The sequence below is a fragment of the Methylocystis sp. NC52PC genome (assembly GCF_055698645.1).
In genome coordinates this window covers 1,206,396-1,222,549 of record NZ_CP170127.1, presented here as the reverse complement: position 1 = coordinate 1,222,549, position 16,154 = coordinate 1,206,396, and the positions used below count along the sequence as shown (strand labels likewise).

The following is a 16,154-nucleotide window of genomic DNA, read 5'->3' as shown; positions in this document are numbered from 1 at the left end:
TATGGAAAGGCGCTATTTGCCGCGGCGGCGGCGCTGCTGGCCGAGGCCCATTTGCTTGGCGAGATTGGAGCGGGCCTTGGCGTAATTGGGCGCAACCATCGGATAATCGGCCGGCAAGCCCCATTTCTCGCGGTATTCCTCCGGCGAGAGACCGTATTGCGTCCGGAGATGGCGTTTCAGGGATTTGAACTTCTTACCGTCTTCGAGACAGACGATATAGTCGTTGTTGACGGAGCGTTTGACCGGGACGGCGGGCTTGGGCGGCTCGGTCGGCGCGATGGGGGCGCCGGAGCCCACGCGCAGCAGCGCGTTGTAGACGTCGCTGATCAGACTGGGCAAATCACCCGCGGGGACGGAGTTATTACTGACATAAGCAGACACGATATCGGCCGCGAGCTCGATATTATTGTTCGTCATAGAGGCGCCTGTGTGCGTGCGGGTTGACGGCGAGGAACTCTCAAGGAATGGATCTTCGGCCAGAGCGAAACGGCCCCCGGACCCCGAACAACATAAATCCCAAAAGGGCTTCGTCGAACGAGTGAAGATTACTCGTTAAATTAAATCATATTTTTGGATCCAGCAAGATTTAATGCAAGATAAATTCTTGCTCGTCGGCGTGGGGACTATTGTTTCGAGGCTTTGACTGATTAGCGCGCATGGTCTCGCGAACAACCATAAGTTTTAGGGCCTCAGGGCCTCAGACGAAGACGCAAAAGCCCGAGACCGCCCCTCCTTTGCGGTGGCCGAAACCCCGCTGGGCCGGTAAATCTCGACGTCGGGACAAAAGGAGCGCCGATGAGATCGTTTAAAGCAATCAGGGTTGACAAGAATTCGCAAGGTTACGAGGCCGATTACGTCGAGATGTCCGACAGCGCACTGATGGACGGCGACGTGGATGTCGACGTTCTCTACTCGGCCATCAATTACAAGGATGGGTTGGCGGTGACCGGCAAGGGTCCGGTCGTGCGGCGCTTTCCCATGGTGCCGGGCGTCGATCTCGTCGGGCGCGTGACGGGGACGGGGCGCCCGGATTTTGCCGTCGGCGACCTCGTGGTCGCGACGGGCTGCGGCGTGGGCGAGGCGCATTTCGGAGGCTTTGCGCAACGGGCGCGCCTATCCGGCGATTGGCTGGTCAAATTGCCGGAACCGCTCACGCCGGCGCGCGCGATGACCGTGGGCACCGCCGGCCTCACTGCCATGTTCTGCGTGCTCGCGCTCGAGCGCCACGGGTTGAAACCGGCCGATGGCCTGGCGGTCGTGTCGGGCGCTTCGGGCGGCGTCGGCTCCTTTGCGGTGGCCTTGCTCGCCCGCGCCGGCTGGCGCGTCGCCGCGATCACCGGACACGCCGCCGAGGCGGATTATCTCAAATCGATCGGCGCGGCCGAGGTTCTGGCGCGCGACGCGTTTTCGGTGCCGGGCAAGGCGCTGCAATCGCAACTTTTCGCGGCGGGCGTCGACACGGTCGGCGGCGTCACCCTCGCCAATCTGCTCTCGCAGACCCAGTTCGACGGGGCCGTCGCCGCCTGCGGCAATGTCGGCGGCATGGATCTGCCGGCGAGCGTCGCGCCCTTCATCCTGCGCGGCGTGGCGCTCCTCGGGGTCGAAAGCGTGCGGCCGCGGATCGAGCTGCGCCGCGCCGCCTGGGCGCGAATCGCCGCCGACCTCGACACGGCGATCATCGACGCCATGTGTGAAATAGTCCCCTTCGATCAGGCGCTGGAGCGGGCGCGCTCGATTGTCTCGGGGAAGGTCCGGGGGCGCGTCGTTATCGAAATGCCCTGACGTCGGCTTGTCGCGGATTGTCGCAGGCGCTCGCGCCTTCTCGACTTTCTCCCCGGCCTCGGTTGTAATGTTTCGGCTTTCGGCCCATGACGGGGCCGTTTGCTTTTTTCCTGCGCGCGCCGCGCTAAAGGTAGGGGACGCATGAGTTCGGCTTTCACCAAGGAACAGGAAGACGACAACCCTCGCGAGGACCTCCCCGATCGGCCGGTCAGCCCGCACCGCAACCTGGTGACGCCGGAAGGGTTGCAGCAGATCGACGACGCGTTGACGCGTCTCCATGCCGAAGTGGAAAAGGCCACGGCCGCGGACGACAATCACGCCCTGGCGGTCGCGCAGCGCGATCTGCGCTATTGGGCGGCGCGACGCGCGAGCGCCGAAGTGGTGCGGCCGATCGCCGACCATTCGCATGTGCGGTTCGGCCACCGCGTCGTGGTGGAGCTCGAAGGGGGCGCGACGCGCGTCTTCCGCCTCGTCGGCGAGGATGAGGCCGATCCCGCCAAAGGGCTCATCCCCTATGTCGCGCCGCTCGCGCAGGCGTTGATGGGCAAGAGCGTCGGCGACAAGGCGGAGGTGATCCACCACAGCGCCAGGATCGTCGAGATCGGGTAAAGCAAGAAAAAGCCGCGTCGCGCCGGCGCGGCTTTCGTCTTCTCCTTACGCCGCTTTCCTTGCAGGCTTTTTCGGCGCGCTTTTTGGGTCGGCGGGGGCCGGCGCCGCAGCGCGCTTTTGCGCCGGGGCGGATTTGTCCGCCGTCGCGCCCTTCTCCGGCTTCGCGCCTGCACGCTTGAGGCGGCGCTTGATGGAGCTCCAGAGCTCCTTCATTTCCTGCGCGGCGACGCCCTCTGGATTGTATTCCGTGACCGCGAGGCCGAGCCGCGCCGCCTCCTGATAGTCGACGCGCGCCGAGACGAGCGGCGTCAGCAGGCCGCCGATCGCCTCGAGCGCCTTGACCCCGAGTTCGACGCGCGCGCTCTGTTGCGAGGGCGGACACTGATTGAGCAGAAAGGCGTAGTCGCGTCCTTGCGCCTTCATCTGCGCGCGCGTCTTGTCGCTCGCCCAGAGATCGAAGGCGTTGGGGCGCGCCGGGATGATGCAAAGATCGGCGGCGCGAATGGCCGCGGCCGCCGCTTCCCCGCCCTGACCGGGGGCGTCGAGAACGACGAGGGTGACGCCCTTCTTCGCGAGCGCGGCGATGGCCTTCTCGAGTTTCGCCGGCGGCACATATTCGACGCCGAGGTCGGGATCGTGGCGCGTCTTGGCCCAGGTGACGAGCGTTTGCAGCGGATCCAGATCGATGATGAAGACGCGCTCTCCCGCCGCGCGCGCGGCGGCGGCGACGCCGCTCGCCAGCGTGCTTTTGCCGGCGCCGCCTTTTTGCGTAACGAAAGCTATGGTTCGCATGGGTGCTGTGTCCGTTTGTCGCCTGCGCGGCGCTGGATGCCTTTGGAGAAAAAAATGAACGCGGTTTTCGGCATACGCAAAGAAACAAGCCGAATCATTTACTTGGTTGAAGGGTAATGGTTGGTTATTGCGGCGTCGAGGTGGTAATCGATCGTAAACGTCTCCATGTATTGTACTTACGAAGCTTTCCGCCGATGCCTGATCTGTTCGAAGCCGCGAAACTCGACGAGACCGCGCCGCGTCCGCTGGCGGACCGGTTGCGGCCGACGCGCCTCGATGAGGTCGTGGGGCAAGATCATCTGCTCGGCCCCGACGGGGCCCTGACGAGGCTCATTCGCGGCGGCGCGCTCGGCTCGCTCATCCTGTGGGGGCCGCCCGGCTCCGGCAAGACGACGGTTGCGCGGCTGCTCGCCCATGAAACGCATCTCGCCTTCGTGCAGATCTCGGCGATCTTTTCGGGCGTCGCCGACTTAAAGAAAACCTTCGAGGCGGCGCGCGCGCGTCGCGCGACCGGTCAGGGCACGCTGCTCTTCGTCGACGAAATTCATCGCTTCAATCGCGCGCAGCAGGACAGTTTCCTGCCGGTGATGGAAGACGGCACCATCACGCTCATCGGCGCCACCACAGAGAATCCGTCCTTCGAACTCAACGCCGCGCTGCTCTCGCGCGCCCGGGTGATGACGTTCAAGTCGCTCGACGCCGCCGCGATCGAAAAGCTTCTCGCGCGCGCCGAGGCGACGGAAGAAAAGACGTTGCCGCTCGACGCGGACGCGCGCGCCGCGCTCGTCGCCATGGCCGACGGAGACGGCCGCGCGGCGCTGACCCTCGCCGAGGAAATCTGGCGCGCGGCGCGCGCGGGCGAAGTTTTCGATCGCGCCGCGCTGGCGGAGGTCGTGCAACGTCGCGCGCCCCTCTACGACAAGGCGCAGGAGGGCCATTACAATCTGATCAGCGCGCTGCATAAATGCGTGCGCGGCTCCGATCCCGACGCGGCGCTCTATTATTTCGCGCGCATGCTGGACGCGGGCGAGGACCCGCTGTTCCTCGCCCGCCGACTCGTGCGCATGGCGGTCGAGGACATCGGCCTCGCCGATCCGCAGGCGCTCGTCGTCGCCAACGCCGCCAAGGACGCCTATGACTTCCTTGGCTCGCCAGAAGGCGAACTGGCGCTGGCGCAGGCGGTGATCTATGTCGCCACCGCGCCCAAATCCAATGCAGCCTATGTCGCCTACAAGAAGGCGCGCCGTCTCGCCGAAGACAAGGGCTCGCTCATGCCGCCGCGGATCATCCTCAACGCGCCGACGAAACTGATGCGCGAAGAGGGCTACGGCGCGGGATACGAATATGATCACGACGCGCCCGACGCCTTCTCGGGGCAGAACTACTGGCCCGAATCGCTCGAGCGCCAGTCGCTTTACCGGCCGGTCGAGCGGGGATTTGAGCGCGAACTCGCCAGAAGGCTCGATTACTGGGAGCGGCTGCGGCGCGAGCGCAACAGTAAATAGTTTTTTTCAGGGGGTTAGGCCGCTGATCTGTTGCGCATTTGTCACGCGCGCCGGCAAACGCAATGCACAAGGCTTACTCAGGCCGCCTTTCCGTTGACCGCCTCCGACCTCCGGCCGTAAGTCTGTTCGGGACAGCGGACGGCCACGCCGACTGCACGGAAATTTCAAGGGACTTGAGGGGGTCAATATGGCCAAATCTGCACTTCTCGCCGGCGTTGCGCTGGCTCTCATTGCCGGCTCCGCCATCGCTGCCGATCTCCCCTCGCGCAAGGGTCCGCCGCCGGCCTTCGTTCCCCCGCCGCCGGCCTTCAGCTGGACCGGCCTCTATGGCGGTGTGAACATCGGCTATGGCTTCGGCGCCGGCGGCACGTCGTCGAACACCTGGGGCTATCTTACGGACGCCGGCACGGGCTTCTTCCCGACGGGCGGCGCGTATAGCGCCACCGCCAACATCAACGGCGTGACCGGCGGCGGCCAGATCGGCTATAATTACCAGTTCTCGCCCTGGCTGGTGGTGGGCGTCGAGGCCGACATCCAGGCCGCAGACATCAATTCCAAGAACGTCGCCTCGGTCGGCGTTGGCGACGGTATCTTCGGGCCGCATGTGCTCACGGCGAATTCGGCCCATTATCTCGACTGGTGGGGCACGGTTCGCGGCCGCCTCGGCCTGACGCTTCCGTCTATGCCGAATCTGATGGTCTACGGCACGGGCGGCTTCGCCTATGGCGGCGTCAACCGCACGGTCAGCGTGGTCGACACGTTCCCGCTCTTCTCGGGCTGGGGCACCGGCGTCTATGACAACACCTCGACCGGCTGGACCGCGGGCGGCGGCGTGGAATGGACCCCGATGGCGTTCCCCACCTGGTCGGTGAAGGTCGAATATCTCTACACCGATCTGGGCTCCACGCCGCTGAACGTCGCGGCGGTCGCCACGATCCCTGCGAATGGGCCGGTCTTCGTGGCTCAGGATCAGGCCTACACCCGCTTCCATTCGGTTCGCGCCGGCGTCAACTGGCACTTCAACCCGTTCGGTTCGAGCGCGCCGGTTCTGGCCAAATATTGAGACACAGGCTTCTCTTGAGAGAGAGCCCGGCCGCAAGGCCGGGCTCTTTTGCGTTAGCGTTTGATTTCGCGCGCGTTTTTTGAGGTCTGCCGCCTCGTGGGCATGGACGCGGCGAGGCGTGGCCGTTAAGAATGGCGCCGAAGCGTCGATGGGGATAATCCGCCGTCGCAGGCCCGTCCCAATGGCTTCCGGGCCGGGCGGGTGTTAACCGTCGAATGGGCAAGCGTCGCCGCGCCCTGGAGCCCGTCCACGAAAGATGTCTCGCAAGGTCTCTCTTGTTCTCGCGATTTTGGCGAGCCTCGCGGTGGGCGCGGCGCTCCCCGGCCTCGTCGCCAGATTTCGGGGCGCCGGCGGCCCCGTTGAGTCGGCGCCGACGGGAACCGACGCCCCCGCGACGGAAGGGCGCGTTGCGCTGACGGCGGCGCAGATCGAGGCCGCCAAGATCAGCGTCGCCAAGGTCGGGCCGGGCGTGATCAAGCGCCAGATCACCGTCCCCGCGGCCGTGAAGCCCGACCCCGACCATCTCGCCCGCGTGGCCGCCAAGGTGTCGGGCGTCGTCGCCGAAATGCGCAAGAAGCTCGGCGACGAGGCGCAAAAGGGCGAGACGGTGGCGATCATCGATTCGCGCGAAGTCGCCGACGCCAAGAGCGAATATCTCGCCGCTGTGGCGAACTACGATTTGCAGTCGCAGCTCTATCAGCGCGAGAAGGGGCTCTTCGAGAAGAAAATCACCGCCGAACAGCTCTTCCTCAGGGCCAAAGCGACCTATACCGAGGCGCGGCTCAGGGTCGAGCTCGCGCGCGGCAAGCTCGCGGCGCTGGACCTCTCCGAAAGCGAGATCGCCGCGCTCGGAACGCAACCCGTCGCCCGCTTGCGGGAGAAGGAGATCCGGGCGCCGATCAAGGGCCGCGTCATCGAGCGTCTCGCCAATATCGGGCAGCCGGTGACGGCGGAAAGCCAGCTCTATGTCCTCGCCGAACTGTCGGAAGTGGAGGCGGAGCTCGCCGTTCCCGTCGCGAGCCTCGCCGAGGTGCGCGTCGGGCAACCTGTCCTCCTCAAAGGCGTCGACGGCCGGGATTTCCAGGGAGTCGTGCGGGTGGTCAACGCCATGATCACCCCGGAGACGCGCACCGGCCATGTCCTCGCCGCTTTCAAGAACCCGAACGGCGCCCTGCGGCCGGGCGTGCTGCTGAACGCCGAAATCGCGCTCGAGCAGAGCTCGGCGAAAGTCCTCATCCCGCGCGCCGCCGTTCAGCTCGTCCACAACGAGCCCACGGTTTTCGTCCGGGTGAAAGACGGCTTCGAGAAGCGCCTCGTCGAGCTCGGCGACGGCGACGAGCGCTCCGTCGAGATCGTCAAGGGCCTGAAAACCGGCGAGACGATCGCCGTGGCCAATAGTTTCCTGCTCAAGGCCGAAGCGGGCAAGAGCGAAATCCCCGAGGAGTGACGGCTCGAGACCATGATGCAGCGGATCATCGCCTTTTCGGTCCATAGCCGCTGGCTGGTCGTGCTGCTGGTCGCGCTCATTGGCGCCTTCGGCCTTTACGCCCTCGCGCATCTGCCGATCGACGCCGTGCCGGACATTACGAATAATCAGGTGCAGATCAACGCCCGCGCGCCGGCGCTTTCCGCCTTCGAGATTGAAAAGCAGGTGACCTATCCCATCGAGAACGCGCTCGCCGGCATTCCCGGTCTCGAATATACGCGCTCCCTGTCGCGTAACGGCTTTGCGCAGGTGACGCCGGTCTTTTCCGATCACGTCGATATTTATTTCGCGCGCCAACAGGTCAATGAGCGCATCGCCCAGGCGCGCGAGGATTTCCCGCCGAGCGTCGAGCTGCGCGTCGGGCCGATCGCGACCGGCCTCTCCGAAATCTACATGTGGAGCGTGCGCTTCAAAGAGCCGCACAAGCTCAGCCCCCCGGGGGAGCCCGGCTGGCGGCGCGACGGCGCCTATGTCACCCCCGAAGGGATGGCGCTGCGCACACCCGTGGAGCTGGAATCTTATCTTCGCACGGTGCAGGACTGGATCATCCGTCCGCAATTGCGCACCGTGCCGGGCGTCGCCGGCGTCGATTCGCTCGGCGGCTATGTGCGCCAATATCACGTGCAGCCCGACCCGGCGAAACTCATGTCGCTCGGCCTGTCCTTCGGCGATCTCGCCGCGACGATCGAGAAGAACAATGTGAGTCGCGGCGCCGGCTATGTCGAGCGCAATGGCGAGGGGCTGGTCGTGCGCAGCGGCGGGCGGCTGGAGACGGTCGAGGACATCGGCAATGTCGTCGCGACGACGCGCAATGGCGTGCCGGTGCGCGTGCGCGACATCGCCGCCGTGTCCATCGGCAAGGAGCTGCGCACCGGGTCGGCCAGTCTGAATGGCGAGGAAGTCGTCATCGGCACGGCCTTGATGCTCATCGGCGCGAACAGCCGCACCGTCTCCGCGGCCGTCGACGAGCGGATGAAGACGATCGTCAAATCCCTGCCGCCGGGCGTCGAGGTCAAGACCATCCTCAACCGCACGCTGCTCGTCGACGCGACGATCAAGACGGTCGCCAAGAATTTGATCGAGGGCGCGGCGCTCGTCATTCTCGTGCTGTTCGTCATGCTCGGCAATTTCCGGGCGGCGCTGGTGACGGCGACCGTCATCCCGGTGACGATGCTGTTCCTGGCGATCGGCATGTATGTCTTCAAGATCAGCGCCAATCTGATGAGTCTCGGCGCGCTGGATTTCGGCCTCATCGCCGACGGCGCGATCATCGTGGCGGAAAACAGCCTGCGCCGCCTCTCCGAGCGCCAGCACGCCGCCGGGCGCCCGCTCACGACGGACGAACGGCTCGACACGGTCATCGACTCAGCGGTCGAAATGCGGCGGCCGACGGTCTACGGCCAGTCGATCATCATCCTCGTCTATCTGCCGATCCTGAGTTTCTCGGGGGTCGAGGGCAAGATGTTCCACCCTATGGCGATGACGGTGATCATCGCGCTGTTGTCGGAATTTTTCCTCTCGCTCACCTTTTTCCCCGCGATGATCGCGCTCTTCGTCTCGGGCCAGGGCGAGGAAGGCGAGAACAGGATCGTGCGCGCCCTCAAGCGCGCCTATGAACCGCTCCTGCGCTGGGCGATGGACGCGCCGGTGAAGGTCATGGCCATCGGCGCCGGCTCCTTCGCCATCGCGGTTCTCCTTTATATGAGTCTCGGCCAGGAGTTCGTGCCGAAGCTCGACGAGAAGAATCTCGCCATGCAGGCGAACCGCATCCCCAGCACGTCGCTCACCCAGTCGCAGGCGATGCAGCTCGATCTGGAAAACGCCATCCGCAAGCTGCCGCAGGTCGATTACGTCTTCTCCAAGACCGGCACGGCGGATATCGCCACCGATCCGATGCCGCCGAATCTGACCGACACCTTCATCATGCTGAAGCCGGAGGACCAGTGGCCGGACCCGGGTCTCGCCAAGGACAGGCTGATAGACGACATAACGGAGAAGATCGCGGAGCTTCCCGGCAACGCCTATGAGTTCTCGCAGCCGATCCAGCTGCGCTTCAACGAGCTGCTCGCGGGCGTGCGCGGCGACATAGCCGTCAAGGTCTTCGGCGAGGACTTCGACGCCATGCTGAAAGCGGCCAATCACATCGCCGCCATTTTGCGCGCGACGCCCGGCGCCGAAGACGTAAAGGTCGAGCAGGTGACCGGCCTGCCGGTTCTCGACATCAAGGTCGACAAGGGCGCCATCGCCCGTTACGGCCTCAGCCTCGGCGCCGTGCAGGACACGATCGGCGCGGCGATCGGCGGCGAGCCCGCGGGGATGATCTTCGAGGGCGATCGGCGCTTCCCGATCTTCGTGCGGCTCGGCGACAATCTGCGCGAAAACGCCGCCGCGCTCGAAACCATCCCCGTTTCCCTGCCGCCCGACGCGCAGGGCCATGTCGCGACCGTGCAGCTCAGGCAACTGGCGAGCTTCTCGACCATCGACGGCCAAAACCAGATTTCGCGCGAGAACGGCAAGCGGCGCGTCGTGGTGAGCGCAAATGTCCGCGGGCGCGACATCGCCTCGGTCGTGAATGAGGCGCGGGCCAAGGTCGACGCCAAGGTTCGGATCCCTCCCGGCTATTGGATCGAATGGGGCGGACAGTTCGAGAATCTCGCGGCGGCGCGCGCGCGGCTGATGATCGTCGTGCCGGTCTGCTTCTTCATGATCTTCCTCTTGCTCTATTCGGCGCTGGGCTCGGCGCGCGACGCGGCGCTCGTCTTCACCGCCGTGCCGCTGGCGCTCGTCGGCGGCGTGCTGGCGCTGTGGCTGCGCGGCATGCCCATGTCGGTGTCGGCGGCGGTGGGCTTCATCGCGCTCTCCGGCGTCGCCGTGCTCAACGGCCTCGTCATGCGCACCTATATTCACCAGCTCATGGTGAGCGGCGTGCCGGAGCGCGACGCCATCTTCAGGGGCGCGATGACGCGTCTGCGCCCGGTCGTGATGACGGCGCTCGTCGCCTCGCTCGGCTTCGTGCCCATGGCGCTCGCGACGTCGACGGGCGCCGAGGTGCAGCGGCCGATCGCGACGGTGGTGATCGGGGGGCTGATCAGCGCGACGCTGCTGACGCTCCTCGTGCTGCCGGCGCTTTACGCCTTCTTCGGCGAGGATGAAGCGGCGCTTTCGGCGGCGCGGGAAAGGGAGGCCGTTTGAGACGCGCGCGCGGCGTTCTTCTCGTCGCTTTTTGCGCTTTCGCGCCCGGCCTTCGCGCCGAGACGCTGAACGGCGCGCTGCTGCGCGCCTATCACATCAGCCCGGTCATCAATTCCAGCCGCGCCGGCGTGCGCGCGCTCGACGAGAAAGTTCCGCAGGCGCTTTCCGGCATGCGGCCGCGCGCCAACGCCGGCGCCTTTCTCGGCGTGCAGCGCAACAGAAGCGTGCAGATACAGAACGAAATCGATCTCCTCGATCCGACGCTCCAAGGACCCGTCAAAAGCGTTCAGAGCGGGGGCAGCACGCCGCGCGCCGCAAACATCACGGTCGAGCAGCCGGTGTTCGACGGCTTCAAGGCGTTCAACGCCACACGCATGGCGGAAACAAACGTTTTCGCCGGCCGCGCGCGGCTTCGGCTCACCGAACAGCGCGTCCTGTTCAACGCCGCCTCGGCCTATATGAATGTGTTGCGCGAAACGGCCGCGCTCCGCTTGCAGGAAAACAATGTCGCCGTGCTGGCCGAGCAATTGCGCCAGACCCGCGAGCGCTATGTCGCAGGGCAGATCACCTTGACCGACATCGCCCAGGCCGAGGCGCGGCTCGCCGCCGGGCAAGCCCTCGTCGGCCAGGCGCGCGCGGCCCTCGATGCGGCGATCGGCGCCTATCGCCAGACCATCGGCGACGAGCCCAAGAAACTCGCGCCTGGCGCGCCGGTCGACAGTCTGATCCCGAAAACGCGCGAAGAAGCCGAGCTCATCGCGCAGGCCGAACATCCGGTCATTCTCGCCGCGCTGCATGACGCCGACGCCGCCGACCTCGACATCAAGGTGATCGAGGCGGATTTCATGCCCAAGCTCTCCCTCGTCGGCAATCTCTTCACCCAGACGGACGTCGCGGGCGTTTACAATCGCAATGTCGGGGCGTCTCTCGGCGGGCGTCTCAATGTCCCGCTATACGAAGGCGGCCTGACCTCCGCGCAGGTGCGCGAAGCGAAAGAGGTCGCCGGCCAGAGGCGGCTCGACGCCGATGTGGCGCGGGCCGACGTTCTTGCGCTGGTGCGCGCCAATTGGGGGGCGCTGCAGGCGGCGAAAACCCAGATCAGCGCGGCGCAAACCCAGATCGCCGCGGCCGAGCGCGCCCTTTACGGCGTGCGCGAGGAAGCCAAGGCCGGCCAGCGCACGACGCTCGAGATCCTCAACGCCCAGCAGGAGCTGCTCAACGCGCGCATCAGCCTGGTTTTCGCGCAGCGTGAAAGGGTCGTCGCGTCCTACGCGGTCCTGTCCGCCATGGGGCGGCTTTCGACCGAAACGCTCGGCCTCGTCGACGCGCCCTATGACCCCGTCATCCATTTCGAGCAGGTCAAGGGACTGTGGGGCGGGATCGAAACTCCGGACGGCGCGCGCTGAAGACTTTTGTCAAAAGACAATCTACTCTCCCGCGCCAATCGCCGCAAAAAGGCGACGCAACAAAAGAGGAAACCCATGCGAGGCGCATTAGTGAAATTCTTTTCCCTGTCGCTCGCCGCGGCGTCGCTCGCCGCCGGTCCGGCGCAGGCCATCTGCTGGCTCGGCTGCGGCGATCCAACCGAAGCTCACGCCCGGAAGATTTTCGAAAATCTCCTGCCGCAGCGCTTCGACAAGCCCGGCAAAATTCTCGAATTCAAGCAGACCATGTCCGAGCCGCTCGAAATGCACGCCACCGGGGAGAAGGGCTATGAGATTTTCTTTACCGCCAAAGTGCAGTTCCCCGAAGGCGCGAACCTCGACTGTAAGCCGGACGACGCCGGCAAGTTCAAGGAGGGCTGCTCGCCGAGCAAGCATTTCGTGACGGCGCCGCGCCAGTCGGATCCCAAGGGCAAGCAATATGTCGCGCCGGGCGAAACGGTGGCCTTCGACGAGGAATATCGCTTCTATGAAGACCCGAACGGCTGGAAAGGCCCCGACGGCAACGTCTATCGGCAGTAGCCAAAAAATTATGGGCGCGCAGATCCTGCGCGCCCCCTGATTTGCCTGAACCTCTCTTCGAAAAAGAGGCCTCGCCAGCCTTACTTCAGCAGGCTGTTGTTCTGCGAGCAGCCGGCCTTCTCGTTGCAGGCTTCGAAAGCGGCGCGGAGCTCGGTCTTGTTGGCGCCGTAGTTCTGGGCGCGGGCGAGATACTCATCGTAGCACTTGGACGCCGCCGCGGCCTGCTTGTCGTCGTCGGCCTTGCGGGTGTCGCAATCGGCGAAGGCCGGGGTCATCATGCCGGCAAACAGGGCCGCCGTCGCGACAAAGGCGAATTTGTTCATTTTTGCGCTTCCTCTTCTCTTCCAATTTTTCAGGTTTTTCGCTCGCGCTGGCGTAGAACCCTCCCGCCGATAACAGTGACGGCCCCTCATAGCGCGTGAAGCGGGCGAACACTGGGGGAAGAAAGGCCCTGTGTCAATCGCATGTCATCCGCCCAACCGGCGACGCGTCGAGGCCCCCTGCTCGTCGACCTATCGGCTTTCCTTTGAAATCACTTGCGAATAGCGCGTCCCCGCCGCTTCGCGCCCCTCCGTGCGGCGGCGCGCAGCTGCAAAAAAATAGAGGCGCGCCAAATGACGCGCCCCCTGATGTCCTTGGCAAAATTGCGTGGTCTCAGAGGCCCTTCGAGTTCTGCGGGCAGCCGCACTTCTCGTCGCAGGCCTTCTTGTTCTCCTTTACTTTTGACATGTCGGCGGTCCAGCCCTGCTGGTCCTTCAGATACTGGTCTTCGCACTTCGAGGCGCAAACGGCCTGATCATCTTCCGCGTGGGTGTCGCAGCTCGCGAATGCCGGCGCGGTCATCGCCGCAAAGAGAGCGACCGCCGTGGCGATGGAGAACTTCTTCATCCTGACGTTTCCTCTTTCTTCTCGAATTTTTTCTTTGTTTTCGTCTCTCGCGCATGCAGTCGGCGCCGCCGTGGCCGGCGGCGCAAGCTCCCACGCTCGAGCCTTTAGAAAAATGTCGCATGGAAACTCGGCCGTCAACGCGCCTGACCGGCGCGTTACGAGGCAAGATGTCGCAGGACGTAGGGCAAGATGCCGCCGTTCTTGAAGTATTCCAATTCGTCCAGCGTATCGATGCGCAACAGCAATGGCGTCGAGACCACTTTCCCGTCGGGGAACGTGATTTCCGCAACCAGCGTCTGACGCGGCGCCAGTCCGGACTCGAGGCCGTGAATGGCGACCGTTTCTTCGCCGCTGAGGCCGAGCGTCGACCAGCTCGTTCCCGCTTCGAACGTGAGCGGCAGAACGCCCGTGCCGACGAGATTGGAGCGATGGATGCGTTCGAAGCTCTGGGCGATCACGGCGCGCACGCCCAAAAGCGCCGTGCCTTTCGCCGCCCAGTCGCGCGACGAGCCATTGCCATATTCAGCGCCCGCGAAGACCACGAGCGGCGCGCCCGCCTGCTTATAACGCATGGCGGCGTCGTAGATCGAAAGCGTCTCGCCGCCGGGATAGTATTTGGTGAGGCCGCCCTCGGGCACGACGCCGTCGGCGCCCTTCATCATGTGGTTCTTGATGCGGATATTGGCGAAGGTGCCGCGCATCATGACTTCGTGATTGCCGCGCCGCGTGCCGTATTGATTGAAGTCGGCCGGCGCGACGCCATTGTCGATGAGCCATTTGCCCGCCGGCGAAGAGGCCTTGATCGAGCCGGCCGGAGAAATGTGGTCGGTGGTGATCTTGTCGCCGAAGAGCGCGAGGACGCGTGCGCCGACGATGTCGGTCACGGGCTTGGGCTCCTTCGTCAGGCCGACGAAATAGGGCGGGTTGCGCACATAGGTGGACTTGTCGTCCCAGCCGTAGGTCTCGCCGGCGGGCGCGGCGACCGCGCGCCAATGTTCGTCGCCGGCGAACACATTGGCGTAGGTGTCACGGAACAGGTCGCGCGTCACATTCTCTTGGATGAAGGCGTCGATCTCGGCGTTCGTGGGCCAGATATCGCGCAGGTAAACGGGCTTGCCGTCCGATCCCGCGCCGAGCGGCTCCTTGGTCAGATCGATCGCCACGGTGCCGGCGAGCGCGAAGGCGACGACGAGCGGCGGCGAGGCGAGGTAATTCGCCTGCACGTCCGGATTGACGCGCCCCTCGAAATTGCGGTTGCCCGAGAGCACCGAGGCGGCCACGAGATCGTGGTCGTTGATGGTCTTGGAAATATGGGCCGGCAGCGGGCCGGAATTGCCGATGCAGGTCGTGCAGCCGAAGCCCACGAGATTGAAGCCCAGTTCGTCGAGCGATTTCTGCAGTCCCGACCGTTCGAGATACTGCCCGACGACCTGGCTGCCCGGCGCCGTGGAGGTTTTCACCCAGGGCTTCACCTTGAGGCCCTTGGCCACGGCGTTGCGCGCGAGCAGGCCCGCGCCGATCAGCACGCTCGGATTGGAGGTGTTGGTGCAGGAGGTGATGGCGGCGATGACGACGTCGCCATGGCCGAGGTCGAAATTCGTCCCCTCCACCTTGTGGCGCGGCCCCAGCCCGCCGTCCTTCTTGTATTCGCCGGCGAGGGCGGTCTCGAAGGCCTTGCCGACCTCTTCGAGCGGCACGCGCCCTTCGGGACGCTTGGGCCCGGCGAGAGAGGGCGTCACATCGGCGAGATCGAGGGCGAGGGTGTCGGTGAATTCGGGATCGGGCGCGGCGGAGCTGCGCAACATGCCCTGCGCCTGCGTATAGGCCTCGATCAGCGCGATGCGCTCGGCGGCGCGGCCCGAGGTGTTGAGATAGGCGAGCGTTTCGGCGTCGACCGGGAAGAAGCCGCAGGTGGCGCCATATTCCGGCGCCATATTGGCGATGGTCGCGCGGTCGGCGAGCGAGAGGTGATTGAGCCCCTCGCCGTAGAACTCCACGAACTTGCCGACCACGCCCTTTTTGCGCAGCATTTGCGTGACGGTGAGCACCACATCCGTGGCGGTGACGCCCTCCTTGGGCGCGCCTGTCACCTTGAAGCCGATGACTTCGGGCGCGAGCATAGACAGCGGCTGGCCGAGCATGGCGGCCTCGGCCTCGATGCCGCCGACGCCCCAGCCGAGCACGGCGAGGCCGTTGACCATGGTCGTATGCGAATCCGTGCCGACGAGCGTGTCGGGATAGGCGACTTCGACTGCAGCGCCGTCAGCCTGCTCGGTCCGGGTCCAGATCGTTTGGGCGAGATACTCCAGGTTCACCTGATGGCAGATGCCGGTGCCCGGCGGCACGACGCGGAAATTGTCGAAGGCCGACTGGCCCCATTTCAGGAAGCGGTAGCGCTCGCCGTTGCGCTCATATTCGAGCTCGACGTTCTTGGCGAAGGCCTTGGGGCTTCCGAATTCGTCGACGATGACCGAATGGTCGATGACGAGGTCCACCGGCACGAGCGGATTGATTTTCTGCGCATCGCCGCCGAGCGCGACAAATGCGTCGCGCATCGCCGCGAGATCGACCACGGCCGGGACGCCGGTGAAGTCCTGCATGAGCACGCGGGCCGGGCTGAAGGCGATTTCGCGCTCGGTCTTGCCCTTTTCGCTCAGCCATTTGGCGAAGGAGAGGATCGTGTCCTTCGTCACCCATCGACCGTCCTCGTGGCGCAGCAGATTTTCGAGCACGACCTTGAGCGAGTAGGGAAGCTTCGAGACCCCGGGAAGGCCGTTCGCCTCCGCCGCCTTCAAGGAAAAATAGTCATAGGTTTTATCCCCCACGACGAGTTTCTGGCGGGATTTGAAACTATCGACGGATGTCATGGGAAA

At 65.0% G+C, this 16,154-nt stretch carries 13 protein-coding genes; 8 read left to right on the top strand and 5 right to left on the bottom strand.

Annotated elements, in window-relative coordinates:
* Positions 1–12: 12 nt before the first annotated feature.
* Positions 13–417: a Ros/MucR family transcriptional regulator gene (locus ACETII_RS07805; RefSeq protein ID WP_363350348.1), complete on the bottom strand. Its 405-nt coding sequence runs from the start codon at positions 415–417 to the stop codon at positions 13–15.
* A 378-nt stretch (positions 418–795) separates the two neighbouring features.
* Here ACETII_RS07805 and ACETII_RS07800 point away from each other — a divergent pair, with 378 nt between their 5' ends.
* Together ACETII_RS07800 and greA are read left to right on the top strand one after the other, a co-directional pair.
* On the top strand, positions 796–1,782 hold the full coding sequence (locus ACETII_RS07800) for an MDR family oxidoreductase (RefSeq protein WP_472787673.1): 987 nt from the start codon (positions 796–798) through the stop codon (positions 1,780–1,782).
* A 141-nt stretch (positions 1,783–1,923) separates the two neighbouring features.
* Positions 1,924–2,391 (top strand): transcription elongation factor GreA, encoded by a 468-nt coding sequence (gene greA / locus ACETII_RS07795; protein WP_363350346.1) that lies wholly within the window; start codon positions 1,924–1,926, stop codon positions 2,389–2,391.
* Between the two features lie 45 nt (positions 2,392–2,436).
* Here greA and ACETII_RS07790 read toward each other — a convergent pair whose 3' ends face one another.
* Positions 2,437–3,183, bottom strand: coding sequence for a division plane positioning ATPase MipZ (locus ACETII_RS07790; protein ID WP_472787672.1), 747 nt, complete (start codon positions 3,181–3,183; stop codon positions 2,437–2,439).
* A gap of 194 nt (positions 3,184–3,377) precedes the next feature.
* Between ACETII_RS07790 and ACETII_RS07785 the strand changes: the two genes are divergently transcribed.
* The 6 genes from ACETII_RS07785 to ACETII_RS07760 all read left to right on the top strand — a co-directional run bounded on the left by ACETII_RS07785 (position 3,378) and on the right by ACETII_RS07760 (position 12,393).
* A complete protein-coding gene (locus ACETII_RS07785; protein ID WP_472787671.1) occupies positions 3,378–4,688 on the top strand; it encodes a replication-associated recombination protein A in 1,311 nt (436 codons plus the stop codon).
* Positions 4,689–4,875: 187 nt separating this feature from the next.
* Positions 4,876–5,751, top strand: coding sequence for an outer membrane protein (locus ACETII_RS07780; protein WP_363350343.1), 876 nt, complete (start codon positions 4,876–4,878; stop codon positions 5,749–5,751).
* 256 nt (positions 5,752–6,007) lie between these two features.
* On the top strand, positions 6,008–7,198 hold the full coding sequence (locus tag ACETII_RS07775) for an efflux RND transporter periplasmic adaptor subunit (RefSeq protein WP_472787670.1): 1,191 nt from the start codon (positions 6,008–6,010) through the stop codon (positions 7,196–7,198).
* A 12-nt stretch (positions 7,199–7,210) separates the two neighbouring features.
* The gene (locus tag ACETII_RS07770; RefSeq protein ID WP_472787669.1) at positions 7,211–10,429 is read left to right on the top strand and encodes an efflux RND transporter permease subunit; all 3,219 of its coding nucleotides are present in this window, start codon (positions 7,211–7,213) and stop codon (positions 10,427–10,429) included.
* Positions 10,426–11,835 (top strand): TolC family outer membrane protein, encoded by a 1,410-nt coding sequence (locus ACETII_RS07765; protein ID WP_472787668.1) that lies wholly within the window; start codon positions 10,426–10,428, stop codon positions 11,833–11,835. Before ACETII_RS07770 ends, ACETII_RS07765 begins: the two co-directional genes overlap by 4 nt.
* 90 nt (positions 11,836–11,925) lie before the next feature.
* Positions 11,926–12,393, top strand: coding sequence for a hypothetical protein (locus tag ACETII_RS07760; protein WP_472787667.1), 468 nt, complete (start codon positions 11,926–11,928; stop codon positions 12,391–12,393).
* An 80-nt stretch (positions 12,394–12,473) separates the two neighbouring features.
* On the opposite strand, the gene ACETII_RS07755 is transcribed toward ACETII_RS07760, so the two are convergent.
* From ACETII_RS07755 to acnA, 3 genes are all read right to left on the bottom strand, one after another.
* Entirely contained in the window at positions 12,474–12,716 is a 243-nt protein-coding gene (locus ACETII_RS07755) for a hypothetical protein (RefSeq protein WP_363350338.1), read from the bottom strand.
* A 331-nt stretch (positions 12,717–13,047) separates the two neighbouring features.
* A complete protein-coding gene (locus tag ACETII_RS07750; RefSeq protein WP_363350337.1) occupies positions 13,048–13,281 on the bottom strand; it encodes a hypothetical protein in 234 nt (77 codons plus the stop codon).
* Positions 13,282–13,436: 155 nt separating this feature from the next.
* Positions 13,437–16,148: an aconitate hydratase AcnA gene (gene acnA / locus ACETII_RS07745; protein ID WP_472787666.1), complete on the bottom strand. Its 2,712-nt coding sequence runs from the start codon at positions 16,146–16,148 to the stop codon at positions 13,437–13,439.
* Between the last annotated feature and the right edge of the window lie 6 nt (positions 16,149–16,154).

Bases quoted from the DNA above. Each gene is read 5' to 3' on its own strand.
- ACETII_RS07805 (WP_363350348.1), bottom strand. From the start codon at position 417: ATGACGAACAATAATATCGAGCTCGCGGCCGATATCGTGTCTGCTTAT.
- ACETII_RS07800 (WP_472787673.1), top strand. From the start codon at position 796: ATGAGATCGTTTAAAGCAATCAGGGTTGACAAGAATTCGCAAGGTTAC.
- greA (WP_363350346.1), top strand. From the start codon at position 1,924: ATGAGTTCGGCTTTCACCAAGGAACAGGAAGACGACAACCCTCGCGAG.
- ACETII_RS07790 (WP_472787672.1), bottom strand. From the start codon at position 3,183: ATGCGAACCATAGCTTTCGTTACGCAAAAAGGCGGCGCCGGCAAAAGC.
- ACETII_RS07785 (WP_472787671.1), top strand. From the start codon at position 3,378: ATGCCTGATCTGTTCGAAGCCGCGAAACTCGACGAGACCGCGCCGCGT.
- ACETII_RS07780 (WP_363350343.1), top strand. From the start codon at position 4,876: ATGGCCAAATCTGCACTTCTCGCCGGCGTTGCGCTGGCTCTCATTGCC.
- ACETII_RS07775 (WP_472787670.1), top strand. From the start codon at position 6,008: ATGTCTCGCAAGGTCTCTCTTGTTCTCGCGATTTTGGCGAGCCTCGCG.
- ACETII_RS07770 (WP_472787669.1), top strand. From the start codon at position 7,211: ATGATGCAGCGGATCATCGCCTTTTCGGTCCATAGCCGCTGGCTGGTC.
- ACETII_RS07755 (WP_363350338.1), bottom strand. From the start codon at position 12,716: ATGAACAAATTCGCCTTTGTCGCGACGGCGGCCCTGTTTGCCGGCATG.
- ACETII_RS07750 (WP_363350337.1), bottom strand. From the start codon at position 13,281: ATGAAGAAGTTCTCCATCGCCACGGCGGTCGCTCTCTTTGCGGCGATG.
- acnA (WP_472787666.1), bottom strand. From the start codon at position 16,148: ATGACATCCGTCGATAGTTTCAAATCCCGCCAGAAACTCGTCGTGGGG.